The sequence below is a fragment of the Streptomyces sp. NPDC051907 genome (genome assembly GCF_040681075.1).
Lineage (GTDB): Bacteria > Actinomycetota > Actinomycetes > Streptomycetales > Streptomycetaceae > Streptomyces.
Genome location: NZ_JBFAYB010000092.1, coordinates 24,458 through 34,876, shown reverse-complemented (window position 1 = coordinate 34,876; position 10,419 = coordinate 24,458). Strand labels below are relative to the sequence as shown.

Genomic DNA, 10,419 nt, shown 5'->3' with positions numbered 1-10,419 from the left:
AGGCCCTTGCGCAGGCCCTCGGGGACCTTGACGATCCGGTGCTCGACGTTGTGCACGGTGACATAGCAGAACATGACGATGGTGGCGACCCAGGCCAGCGAGCACCACAGGCAGAGCGCGTTGATGCTGTACAGCGACTGGTACTGGAGCCAGGTGCAGAAGCCGACTCCGAAGGCCGTGCCCGCGTTCAGGCCGAGCCAGAACCAGCGGCGGTAGCGCGCCCCGGCCAGCAGCCCGGCGCCGACGGCGACCACCGCCGCGTACGCCGCCAGCCCCAGCATCGGGTTGGGGAAGCCGAAGACCGCCGCCTGCTCGCTCTTCATGATGCTGCCGCAGGAGACGACCGGGTTGAGGCTGCAGCCCGGCGTGAAGTTCGGGTCCTCCAGCAGCTTGAACTTGTCGAGCGTGATCACCCACGCGGCGAGCAGGCCCGCCGCGCCCGTGATCACCAGCAGGAGCGCGAGCCCGCGCCGCGCGCCGACGCCTTCCTCGGGCGGCCGTCGCCTGCTCCCATGGCCGACGGACGCCGGCTCAGTCGCCATAGTTGTCATACTGTCTCACCGCTTCGCTAGCGAACTGGGCCCCTTATTGTGCCCCAATAGGGAATGGCGAACGGACGCCACGATTCATTCGGCAGACGGGTGAATTCCGCGACGGTCGACGGCTGCCGGATGGTGCAATAGCCGGGCACGCCGCGCAGGCGATCCCGCATCCACGAGGAAGCCCCCAGCCGGCGACGCGATGCGTCGCGGGGCATACGCCGCAGCGATGCTGCATTCGGGTGAATGCACGGAACCAAACCCGTCGGACGCAGTTGATCAGTCTGCTCCACGATCGACCGTTCAAAGCGAAAAGGGACTAGAAGTGATCAAGAAGATTCTGACTACGACGATGGTCGCCGCGTCGATGGTGGGCGTGGGCGCCGCGATGGCCCCGCAGGCGATGGCTATCGGCAACGAGGGCGGCACCACGTCGTTCAGCGGCAACGGAGCCGAGCAGGCCTTCGGCAACTTCGGCACCCACGGCGACCTGAGCCCGCAGCTCGGCCTGGTCCAGGGCACCCTGAACAAGCCCTGCCTCGGCGTGCCGGTCAAGGCCAACCTCGGCGCCCTCGCCGGCCTGGCGGACATCGCCGTCCAGGACGTCCCGATCCTCTCGGGCGGCCCGCAGAACCAGCAGTGCACCGAGAACTCCACCCAGGCCAAGGGCGACGAGCCGCTGGCGCACGTCCTCAGCAACATCCCGGTCCTGTCGGGCAACGGCGCCGGCAACAACTGAGCGCGCCCAGCAGACCGAGTACGCCCTCCGAGTGCACCGCACTCGGGGGGCGTACCCCTGTCCAGCACGGGACGCATTACACCGACGCGCCTTTGGCATCAACTCGGGCGTCGAAATATTCGGCCGCCTAGCGGGATATTTGAAAAAGTGCCGCTAGAACTGGAAACCTATACTGCGAGTAAACCTCTGAGTCAGTTCAGCAAATCACCCGTGATGCATACGAGTGACTTTTCGAACTAGCAGACTCATCGAGGTTCCTTTATGGGAATCCATTCGTTACCTGCATTGGAGCGGTGTGCACGCCACAGGAAACGGGCTGCGTATGCGCGAGGGTCGCTCATGCGTTTGACGCCGCTGCTGAAAGGATCGAAATGAAGCACAAGAAGGCCGCAGCCGTCGTCGCGGGTCTCATCATGGCCCTGGGCAGCGCCGCGCCCGCCATGGCCGACGCGGACGCCACGGGCGCCGCCATCGGTTCGCCGGGCGTGCTGTCCGGGAACGTGATTCAGGTTCCGATTAACATCCCCATCAACGTGTGCGGCAACAGCGTCAACATCCTTGCACTGCTGAACCCCACGGGCGGCAACATCTGCATCAACGACTGACCTTCGGCACAGCCCTTGCCGGGCGCAGTGTCATATGGCCCCGCAGAGCACGCTTGTGCCCTGCGGGGCCGTCTGCGTGCGCGCAGACCCGACCGCGTGAGCGACCGTATGCGCGTAGAGCGGCTGTATGCGCGTAGACCGTCCGGTTCGGGCCGCCGACGCTCGGATTCACGGCCGATAACAGACCTGTCGCAGTCTGCCGCCGATCCCTACCATTCCCATCGACCCGGCTCTTCGAGAAGCGCCCAGATAGGTGAAGAGTTGACATGCCCATGCCCTTCTTTGGGCTGTCTTCCGGCCGAACCCCTCACATTCCCCCGATGGGAGAATCATGTCCCGTGCACTTATCGCCGGCGGCGCGACAGCGGCATTCCTCGCCTCACTCCTCGCCGTACAGCCCGCGTCCGCCGTCACTGTGGCGCCCCCGGACAAAATCACCATCGACATCGCGACCGTCAACGGATCGGGATGTCGTCAAGGAAGCGCCGCAGTCGCGGTGTCCGAGGACAACACCGCCTTCACCGTGACCTACAGCGAGTACCTCGCGAAGGTGGGCGTGGGCGCGCAGCCGACCGACTTCCGCAAGAACTGCCAGCTCAACCTGATCGTGCATGTGCCGCAGGGCTTCACCTACGCGGTGGCCAGCGCGGACTACCGCGGGTTCGCCAGCCTCCAGTCCGGAGCGACCGCGACGCAGAAGGCCTCGTACTACTTCCAGGGCTCACCGGACACGGCCGTCAGAAACCACCCCTTCGCGGGGCCCTACGACGACAGCTGGCAGGCGACGGACACCACCGAGTGGGGGCAACTGGTCTGGGCGCCCTGCGGGGTGAAGCGGAACTTCAACATCAACACCGAGATCCGGGTCAACGCCGGCACCTCGGACCCCAAGAAGACGACCAGCTTCATGACGATGGACTCGACGGACGGCGAGATCAACACGATCTACCGGCTGGCGTGGAAGGAGTGCCCGGACCCCGACCCGTGGTCCTGACGGGGCACAACGCGCCTGACGCCGCGCCCCGCTAGGGGCTGAGCGCAGGCGACAGGCCCCGGACCCGGGAGGCGCCGCCCGGGTCCGGGGCCTGTCTCTGCCCGCCGCGGGCGCGGGCGGGCAGCCGACGCCCCGGCCGCCGTGGTCGGCGGCAGGGGCGTGGTTCTGGTGTGCGGCCGGTCAGTTCTCGGCCGAGGGCGACGCGCCCCGGCAGAGCTCCAGCAGCGCCAGCGAGATCGCGGTGCCCTGGCGGCCGAAGCCGTCCGCGTACCCCTTGATGACCTTCATCTCGCGGCCGGTGTCCGTACGGGACCCTCCCTCGGCCATCCGGGCCCGCTGCACCGCGTGCGAGAGCTCGCGGCGGCGCTCGAACAGGGCGCGGATCTGGGCGTCGACGCCGTCGATGTCCAGGCGCAGGTCTTCGACGGTCGCCGCGGCCTGCGCGGTCTGCACGGCCGTTTCCTGCTGCGTGAGCATTAGTCTCCCCAGGTGTTGCCGTTGACGACGAGCTGGATCGGCTGTGCGAGGTCGAGCGGCTTCACGCCGAGGTCCACGTTGAAGACGAAGGCCGAGGCGCTCGCCGACGCGGCGCTCCCGGAGTGCGACTCGGACGCGGCTGCCGCCGGGGCCAGTGCTACCAGCGCGGCGACGGCGATGCCGGTTCCCGTCATGTGCTTGACAATGGATCCGGCGCGGCGATGAGCGGTGTACCTCATGATTGTCTTCTCCCCCTGGCACTTCTTCTGCTGAGCGGGTCCGGCGTTCCGTTCCCGACAGCCATGAGTCTTGCCTCTCACCCCCCGTCCCGTCTGCATCACGGACTGTCAGGGTCCTGTGATGGCAACTCCCTGTCACCCGGGACGAGTCCGAGCTGCTCCATGGCCAGCGGAAGGGGAAGAGCCGGTTCCCAGTCGATCATCGGGGGATCGATCGACGGGGTCAGCGCGCGCTCCACGAGAAGGGCCGCAGCCGCCTCCGTGCGGGCCGCGTCCGGATGGCCGAGAAAGAGCACCAATTGCGCCTCGCCGTCGGCCGCGAGCCGTAGATGAAGATGTTCCAGACGGTCCTCCGTGGTGACGACCCGGCGGATACGATCCTCCAGCGCATCGCCGCCGGTCAGCGCCGCCGCGGGCACCCTGGCCGTCACGAGGAACATGCTGTCTCCCCAGTGAACTGCAGCTGAATCGAACTACCGACCAGTGAGTAACGTTGCTGTTGATCGTCTTTGCCTGAGATAGTGAGTTTCGTCGCTGCGTGTGACCGCGCGGTAGGCATGGAGTTCTCCGGGGGGCGAACGTTGGACCAGTTGGGTCTGGATACGGATGCAGAATCGGTTTACCGAGTACTTCTCAGAACACCCAGGGCAGGTGTGGCGGAAATCGCCGACGTACTCGGCTGGCCTGCCTCCAGAGTGACCGACACGCTCAACGAGCTGGCAGGGCTCGCCCTAGTGCGGAGGTCCGCGGAGGAACCGGACAAGATGCGGCTCGTCAACCCGGAGTTCGGGCTGGCGAGTCTGCTGCACCGGCAGGAGCAGGAGCTCGCCGAGCGCCAGCAGGCCATGGCCGCGACCCGGCTGACCATCACCCGGATGCTCACGGAGTACGACGACAGCCCCTCGGCGGCGACCACCGAGGTACGGCGCTACACCGGTCTGGACGCCATCGGCTCCCAGATCGAGCGCCTCTCGCACGGCGCCGAGAGCGAGATAGAGGTCTTCGCGCCCCGGGGCGCCCAGACCCAGGCGGCCCTGGACGCCGCCCGGCCGCTCGACCAGAAGGCCCTCGAACGAGGCGTCCGGCTGCGCTACGTCTATCTGGACTCCATACGCAACGACCCGGCGACCCTCGGGTACGCCCGCTGGCTGCACGAGTGCGGCGGCGAGGTGCGCACCATCCCGCAGCTCCCCCTCCGGATGATCATCTACGACCGCCGCACCGCCATCGTCCCCACCGACCCCGAGGCCGCGGCCAAGGGCATCCTCGTCCTCGACGGCACCGGCGTGATCACCGCGCTCTCCTCGCTGTTCCAGCAGACCTGGGAGCAGGCGCAGCCGATCGGCGGAGCGCGCCCGCAGGAGCCGGAGGGCCTGACCGCGCAGGAACAGGCCGTCCTCGACCTGCTGTTGGAGGGCCACACGGACGAGGTCGTCGCCCGCAAGCTGGGCGTGTCCGTGCGTACCGGCCGGCGCGTCACCGCGGAGCTCATGGCACGCCTGGGCGCCCGCAGCCGCTTCCAGGCCGGCGCGCTCGCGATGAGCCGGGGCTGGCTCGGTACCGCGGGCTCGGACGGCGGAGCGGGTGCGGGCGCCGGGCAGTGACCCGACGGGACGCGGCCGGACGGCGGCCGACGTCACCGGCTGACCGCGAGGACCTTGTCGGGGGCGTTGACGGCGTCGGGGACGGGCGCGCCCGCGAGGGCGAGCAGGACGGACTCGGCGGCCTGGGTACCGGCGCGCTCCTGCGCCTCCGGGGTGCTGGCGCCCAGATGCGGGGTGGCCACGACGTTCGGGAGCTCGAACAGCGGGGAGTCGGTGCACGGCTCGGTCGCGTACACGTCGAGCCCGGCGCCGGCCACGCGGCCCTCCTTCAGGGCGGCGTACAGCTCGTTCTCGTCGACGATCCCGCCGCGCGCCGCGTTCACGATCCGCAGGTCGGACCGGACGCGCTGGAGCGCCTCGAAGCCGATCAGCCCGGTGGTCTCAGGGGTGCGGGGCAGATGCACGGTCAGGAAGCTCGCGCGGGCGAGGAGTTCGTCAAGCCCGACCAGGCGCACGCCCAGGGAGGCGGCGTGGGCCTCGGCGGCGTACGGGTCGTACGCCACGACCTCCATGTCGAAGGCGGCCATCCGGCGGGCGACCAGCGAGCCGATCCGGCCCAGGCCGAGCACCCCGAGCGTCTTTCCGGCCAGTTCGACGCCGGCGTACTCGCTGCGGGCCCAGCGGCCGGACTTGAGCGCGGCGTCGGCCTGCGGGACGTTGCGGGCGACGGCGAGCAGCAGGGCGACGGCGTGCTCGGCGGCGCTGACGACGTTGGAGGCCGGGGCGTTGACGACGGTGACGCCGGCGGCGGTGGCCGCGGGGACGTCGACGTTGTCCAGGCCGACGCCCGCGCGGGCGACGACCTTCAGACGGGGCGCGGCGGCCAGCGCCTCGGCGTCGACGCGGGTGGCGGAGCGCACGAGGACGGCGTCGGCGTCGGCGAGGGCGGCGAGCAGCGCCGGGCGGTCGGTGCCGTCGACGCGGCGGACCTCGACCGTGCCGTCCCGGGTGAGCACGGACTCGGCGGAGGGCGTGAGCGCGTCCGCGATCAGGGCGACGTACGTACGCAGCGGGCTCATGAGGCCAGTTCCCTTTCGGTGGAGTGAAGTCGCAGCAGGGCGGAGCCGTCGTGGTGCGCGAGGCGCAGCGGCGCGCCGACGGCGGCGAGCGCGGCGCGGTGGCCGGGTCCCGCCTCGAGGTCGTACAGGCGCAGCGGCAGCAGCGGACGGTCCGGGCCCTCCCAGCTCAGCAGGCGCGGCGGGGCGTCGGGCGAGGTGACCCTGAGCAGTTCGGGGGCGACGGCGAGGCCGTCGCCGGTCGACTTGAGCAGGGCCTCCTTGCGGGTCCAGTAGCGGATGAAGCCTGCGGGGCGCTCGGCCGCGGGGAGCGCGCCGAGGACGACGCGCTCCTGCGGAGCCAGGACCCGCTGGGCGACGTCGGGGGCGTACGGGCCGATCTCCTCGATGTCCACGCCGACGGCCGTGGAGTGGGCGAGGGCGACGACGACGCGTCCGCCGGAGTGGGACAGGGACATCCGCAGCGGGTCCGGCGGCTGCGGCTTGCCGTGCGGTCCGCCGCAGTGCTTGCAGACCACCGTGAGGTCCACCTCGGCCGGCTCCAGGCCGAGTTGGGCCGCGGCGACGACGCGGGCCAGGGCGTGGGCGGCGAGGTAGAGGTCGCGGGCGCCGGGGTTGCGCAGCGCGGCGAGCCGGGTCCGCTCGCGCGCGTCGAGCAGCTCGTGGAGCGCCGGGTGGGCGTCGGCCGAGGAGGCCCACCAGAGCTGGCAGTGGCCGGGCGCGAGGGGGGCGGCCCAGGGGTGCTCCCGCGCCAGCGGCCCCCCTTCCGTGCCGGGGGCCTCCAGGGCGCCGGCGCCGCTCGCTGCGGTCCCCTCGACGCCGGCTTCGGGGCCGGCGTCGAGGGCGCGGGCGGTCATAGGCCGCCGTCCACGGGCAGGACCGCGCCGGTGATGTACGCGGCTCGGTCGGAGGCCAGGAAGGCGATGGCGTCGGCGACTTCGGTCGCCAGGCCCGCGCGGCCGAGCGCGGTGCGCTCGGAGACCTGGTCCTTGACCGTGTCGTCGAGCACGGCCGACATGTCGGTGTCGATCAGCCCGGGAGCGACGGCGTTGACGCGGATGCCGCGCCGGCCGACCTCCTTGGCGAGCGAGCGGGAGAAGGCGACGATGCCCGCCTTGGAGGCGGCGTAGTTGGTCTGCCCGGCGTTGCCCTGGAGTCCGGAGACGGAGGACACCGTGACGATGGCGCCGGCCCGGCGCTTGAGCATGGGGAAGACGACGGCCCGGCAGACGTGGTAGACGCCGTCCAGGTTGGTGTCGATGACCTCGTGCCACTCGGTGTCGGACATCATCAGCAGCGGCTTGTCGCGGGTGATGCCGGCGGAGGTGACGGCGACGGCGACGGGCCCGAAGTCCTTCTCCGTACGGCTCACCCAGCCGCGCACGCTGTCGGCGTCGGCGACGTCGACGCGTGCGGCCAGCGAGCGCGCTCCGAGCGCGGCGAGCTCCTTCTCCAGGTTGTCGGCGGCCTGTTCGTCGCCGCGGTAGCAGAAGGAGACGTCGTGCCCGTCCTGGGCGAGCCGCAGCGCGGCGGCCCGGCCGATCCCCCGCGACCCGCCGCTGATGAGGGCGACGGGCCGGGAGGCGGGTGCGGCGTTCACGAGGCGCCGTCCGCGGCGGGCGTGCCGTCGGTCAGCAGACGCAGGACCGCGCAGCCCACCGGGCCGTCCGCGTCCGTCGCCGTGACCAGGACGATCTTGCCCGCGGCGTGCCGCGCGGCCAGGGCGGCGGCGATCTGGAACGAGCCCGAGGCCGCCGCCGTGTCGCCCAGCAGGGCCGGGGAGGGGATCCGGGTGCGGACCGGCTCCGGGAACAGGGCCTGGAGCACCTGCTCCTCCTGCGCGCCCGCCGGGCCCGGCGAGGCGGAGGGGATCACGGCCCAGACCTCGTCCGGGCTCACGCCCGCCGTGGCCAGGGCCTCGTGGAGGGTGGCCGACAGGACGTCCGCGAAGTCCGCGGCGAGGGCCACCCGGTGGTGGACCGCGAGGACCTCGGCCAGTCCGGCCGCGCCGCTCTCGTCGACGGCGCCGCTCTCGCTCTCCCGGTCGCCGGGGCCCGGCTCCAGCAGGAGCATCGCGCAGCCCTCGCCGAGGACGACGTCCTCCTCGTACGCCCGCCGCGTCAGCAGCGCCCGGCCCGCGGAGTACTCCTCGACCGAGCCGCACAGCACCCGCTGCGCCCGGCCGTCCGCGAGCAGCCGGCGGGCGTGGGACAGGGCTGCCAGTCCGGAGAGCCGGCCCGCCGCGACGGTCGAGTTGGGGCCCTTGAGGCTGTGGCGGATCGCGCTCGCCGAAGCCGCCCTGTTCATCGCCATGTTGGGGACCTTCGACGGCGGCACGTCGATGGGCCGGTCGCCCTCCAGCGACGCCTTGGTGAACTCCAGGAAGCCCTGCACGCTGCCGGCGGCGGTGCCGAGCACCAGGCCGGTGCCCGTGCCGCCCTCGTCGTCGCCGAGCAGTTCGCGCACCGCGACGGCCGTCAGTCCCGTCATCCGGTCCAGGCCGCGCGTGCCGACCTTGCCGAGCGCCGCGCGGACGTCGAAGTCCGGCACGAGCCGGGCGGTGGCGCCGTCCTCGGACAGCCACTCCTCGGGCGCCGCCGACGGCGACGGCGCCGTGCGCGAGCGCAGGCCCTCGGCCAGCGCCTCGCCGCCTATGCCGTACGGCGACACCGCCGACCAGGCGGTGATGACCGCGGTGGTGCTCATCGGGCGTACTCCCCTCGGGGGTTCTCGTGGCGGCCCAGCAGCACGACGGCGTTGTTGCCGCCGAACGCGAGGCCGTTGTTCTGCACGATCCGCACGTCCGCGGGGATCGACTCGTTGGGCACCACGTCGACGTCGCAGGCCGGGTCGGTGGTGCGGTGGTTGGCGGTCGGCGGGACGAACCCGTGCCGGATCGCGAGCGCCGAGGCGATGGCGCCGAGCGCGCTCGCCGCGCCCATGGTGTGGCCGATCATGCCCTTGAGGCCGACCGTGCGCGGCACGCCCTCTCCGTACACCTGGCGGATCGCGGCGATCTCGGTGGTGTCGTTGGTGGGGGTGCCGGTGCCGTGCGCGGAGATCAGGTCGACCTCCTCGGGCTTGACGGAGGCGTTCTCCAGCGCGATGCGGATACAGCGCGCGACGCTGTCCTCCTCGGGCGCGGTGGGGTGCGCGGCGTCGCAGTTGAGGCCGTAGCCGAGCACCTCGGCGTAGATGTGCGCGCCGCGGGCGAGCGCCGACTCCTCGGTCTCCAGCAGCAGCAGGCCCGCGCCCTCGCCGGTGAGCAGGCCCTTGCGCTCGGAGTCGAAGGGGCGGCACTCCTGCGGGTCGATCAGTCCCAGCCGCGAGAAGCCCGCGAAGGTCTTGCGGTTCAGCGCGTCCGCGCCGCCGACCAGCGCCCACTCCGCCTCGCCGCTGCGGACGGCGTCGAAGCCGCTGCCGATGGCGTAGTTGCCGGCGGCGCAGGCCGTGGCGACGGTGCCGGTCTCCACGTCGGACAGGCCCAGCTCGCGGGCGACGCTCAGGGCGAGGCTGCCCGTGGCGGACCGGGACATGGCGCGTCCGGTGAAGGCGGCGAGGCCGATGGAGAGCGCGGACTCGGCGAGCAGGTCGAGCTCGCCGACCTCGCCGTCGGTGGTGCCGATGACGATCGTGCCGCGCCGCTCGCGCAGCTGCTCCTCGGTCAGCCCGGCGTCCTCGAGGGCCATCCGGGCGGCCGCGGCCGAGAACTGCGAGGCCCGCCCGGAGTCCTCGGGCCGCAGGGCGCGCAGCCGCGCCGAGGCCTCGAAGCCGTTCACCTGGTGGCCCCGGCGGGCCGCGAACCCGGTGGCGTCGAAGACCGTGATGTCGCCGGTGCCGACCCGCCCGGCACGCAGGGCCGCGGTGAACTCCGCGACCCCCGTGCCGATGCTGGACAGGACCCCGCAGCCGGTCAGCACGACCCGGCGGTGCTCGGTGCTCACGGCTGCCGCCCCTCGGCTGTGGCCAGCACCTCGAGCACGCTCTCGAGGTTGGTGAGCTTGACCAGTTCCTCCTGCGGGATGACCACGCCGAGCTCGGCCTCGATGCGGGAGAGGATCTCGATCGCGCCGAGCGAGTCGGCGCCGTGGTCCTCGATGAACAGGCTGGTCTCGGTGAGCTCGTCGTCCTCGAGCTCGAGGACGTCGATGATGATGGCCCGGACGGCCGCCACGTCAGCGGTTGCGTTGACAGTCATGGAACGGT

The 10,419-nt window shown here is 71.6% G+C and carries 13 protein-coding genes and 1 pseudogene; 4 read left to right on the top strand and 10 right to left on the bottom strand.

The features are described 5' to 3' along the window. Window positions 1-542: vitamin K epoxide reductase family protein (locus AB0M39_RS33305; protein ID WP_365370399.1), on the bottom strand; the 542-nt coding region annotated here is incomplete at its 3' end. A 322-nt stretch (window positions 543-864) separates the two neighbouring features. Here AB0M39_RS33305 and AB0M39_RS33300 point away from each other — a divergent pair. The 3 genes from AB0M39_RS33300 to AB0M39_RS33290 all read left to right on the top strand — a co-directional run bounded on the left by AB0M39_RS33300 (window position 865) and on the right by AB0M39_RS33290 (window position 2,877). Continuing rightward, entirely contained in the window at window positions 865-1,278 is a 414-nt protein-coding gene (locus AB0M39_RS33300; RefSeq protein WP_365370397.1) for a rodlin, read from the top strand. Between the two features lie 371 nt (window positions 1,279-1,649). Continuing rightward, on the top strand, window positions 1,650-1,883 hold the full coding sequence (locus AB0M39_RS33295) for a chaplin (RefSeq protein WP_365370395.1): 234 nt from the start codon (window positions 1,650-1,652) through the stop codon (window positions 1,881-1,883). 331 nt (window positions 1,884-2,214) lie between these two features. Beyond that, window positions 2,215-2,877 (top strand): DUF4360 domain-containing protein, encoded by a 663-nt coding sequence (locus AB0M39_RS33290; RefSeq protein ID WP_365370393.1) that lies wholly within the window; start codon window positions 2,215-2,217, stop codon window positions 2,875-2,877. Window positions 2,878-3,057: 180 nt separating this feature from the next. Here AB0M39_RS33290 and AB0M39_RS33285 read toward each other — a convergent pair whose 3' ends face one another. From AB0M39_RS33285 to AB0M39_RS33275, 3 genes are all read right to left on the bottom strand, one after another. After that, the gene (locus AB0M39_RS33285; RefSeq protein ID WP_365370391.1) at window positions 3,058-3,354 is read right to left on the bottom strand and encodes a chorismate mutase; all 297 of its coding nucleotides are present in this window, start codon (window positions 3,352-3,354) and stop codon (window positions 3,058-3,060) included. Then, a complete protein-coding gene (locus AB0M39_RS33280) occupies window positions 3,354-3,548 on the bottom strand; it encodes a hypothetical protein (protein WP_365370389.1) in 195 nt (64 codons plus the stop codon). The genes AB0M39_RS33285 and AB0M39_RS33280 overlap by 1 nt, the downstream gene beginning before the upstream one ends. A gap of 143 nt (window positions 3,549-3,691) precedes the next feature. Then, window positions 3,692-4,033 (bottom strand): hypothetical protein, encoded by a 342-nt coding sequence (locus tag AB0M39_RS33275; protein ID WP_365370387.1) that lies wholly within the window; start codon window positions 4,031-4,033, stop codon window positions 3,692-3,694. 117 nt (window positions 4,034-4,150) lie between these two features. Here AB0M39_RS33275 and AB0M39_RS33270 point away from each other — a divergent pair, with 117 nt between their 5' ends. Then, window positions 4,151-5,197, top strand: a complete 1,047-nt coding sequence (locus tag AB0M39_RS33270; protein ID WP_365370401.1) for a helix-turn-helix domain-containing protein — start codon at window positions 4,151-4,153, stop codon at window positions 5,195-5,197. Between the two features lie 65 nt (window positions 5,198-5,262). On the opposite strand, the pseudogene AB0M39_RS33265 reads toward AB0M39_RS33270, so the two are convergent. From AB0M39_RS33265 to AB0M39_RS33240, 6 genes and pseudogenes are all read right to left on the bottom strand, one after another. After that, window positions 5,263-6,216 (bottom strand): annotated as a pseudogene (locus tag AB0M39_RS33265) (hydroxyacid dehydrogenase); the annotation flags it as partial. Continuing rightward, complete coding sequence (locus AB0M39_RS33260; protein ID WP_365370385.1) at window positions 6,213-7,070, bottom strand: 4'-phosphopantetheinyl transferase superfamily protein; 858 nt, start codon at window positions 7,068-7,070, stop codon at window positions 6,213-6,215. The gene AB0M39_RS33260 and the pseudogene AB0M39_RS33265, both read right to left, overlap by 4 nt. Beyond that, window positions 7,067-7,813, bottom strand: coding sequence for a 3-oxoacyl-[acyl-carrier-protein] reductase (gene fabG / locus AB0M39_RS33255; protein WP_365370383.1), 747 nt, complete (start codon window positions 7,811-7,813; stop codon window positions 7,067-7,069). Before fabG ends, AB0M39_RS33260 begins: the two co-directional genes overlap by 4 nt. After that, a complete protein-coding gene (locus AB0M39_RS33250) occupies window positions 7,810-8,919 on the bottom strand; it encodes a beta-ketoacyl synthase N-terminal-like domain-containing protein (RefSeq protein WP_365370381.1) in 1,110 nt (369 codons plus the stop codon). Before AB0M39_RS33250 ends, fabG begins: the two co-directional genes overlap by 4 nt. Beyond that, window positions 8,916-10,157: a beta-ketoacyl-[acyl-carrier-protein] synthase family protein gene (locus AB0M39_RS33245; protein WP_365370379.1), complete on the bottom strand. Its 1,242-nt coding sequence runs from the start codon at window positions 10,155-10,157 to the stop codon at window positions 8,916-8,918. The genes AB0M39_RS33250 and AB0M39_RS33245 overlap by 4 nt, the downstream gene beginning before the upstream one ends. Next, window positions 10,154-10,411 carry an acyl carrier protein gene (locus AB0M39_RS33240; RefSeq protein ID WP_365370377.1) on the bottom strand — a complete coding sequence of 86 codons (258 nt, stop codon included), beginning with the start codon at window positions 10,409-10,411 and terminating at the stop codon, window positions 10,154-10,156. The genes AB0M39_RS33245 and AB0M39_RS33240 overlap by 4 nt, the downstream gene beginning before the upstream one ends. Window positions 10,412-10,419: the final 8 nt, after the last annotated feature.

Excerpts from the sequence above, each read along its gene's own strand:
- AB0M39_RS33295 (WP_365370395.1), top strand. The coding sequence starts at position 1,650 with ATGAAGCACAAGAAGGCCGCAGCCGTCGTCGCGGGTCTCATCATGGCC.
- AB0M39_RS33290 (WP_365370393.1), top strand. The coding sequence starts at position 2,215 with ATGTCCCGTGCACTTATCGCCGGCGGCGCGACAGCGGCATTCCTCGCC.
- AB0M39_RS33285 (WP_365370391.1), bottom strand. The coding sequence starts at position 3,354 with ATGCTCACGCAGCAGGAAACGGCCGTGCAGACCGCGCAGGCCGCGGCG.
- AB0M39_RS33280 (WP_365370389.1), bottom strand. The coding sequence starts at position 3,548 with ATGACGGGAACCGGCATCGCCGTCGCCGCGCTGGTAGCACTGGCCCCG.
- AB0M39_RS33275 (WP_365370387.1), bottom strand. The coding sequence starts at position 4,033 with ATGTTCCTCGTGACGGCCAGGGTGCCCGCGGCGGCGCTGACCGGCGGC.
- AB0M39_RS33270 (WP_365370401.1), top strand. The coding sequence starts at position 4,151 with ATGGAGTTCTCCGGGGGGCGAACGTTGGACCAGTTGGGTCTGGATACG.
- AB0M39_RS33260 (WP_365370385.1), bottom strand. The coding sequence starts at position 7,070 with ATGACCGCCCGCGCCCTCGACGCCGGCCCCGAAGCCGGCGTCGAGGGG.
- AB0M39_RS33250 (WP_365370381.1), bottom strand. The coding sequence starts at position 8,919 with ATGAGCACCACCGCGGTCATCACCGCCTGGTCGGCGGTGTCGCCGTAC.
- AB0M39_RS33240 (WP_365370377.1), bottom strand. The coding sequence starts at position 10,411 with ATGACTGTCAACGCAACCGCTGACGTGGCGGCCGTCCGGGCCATCATC.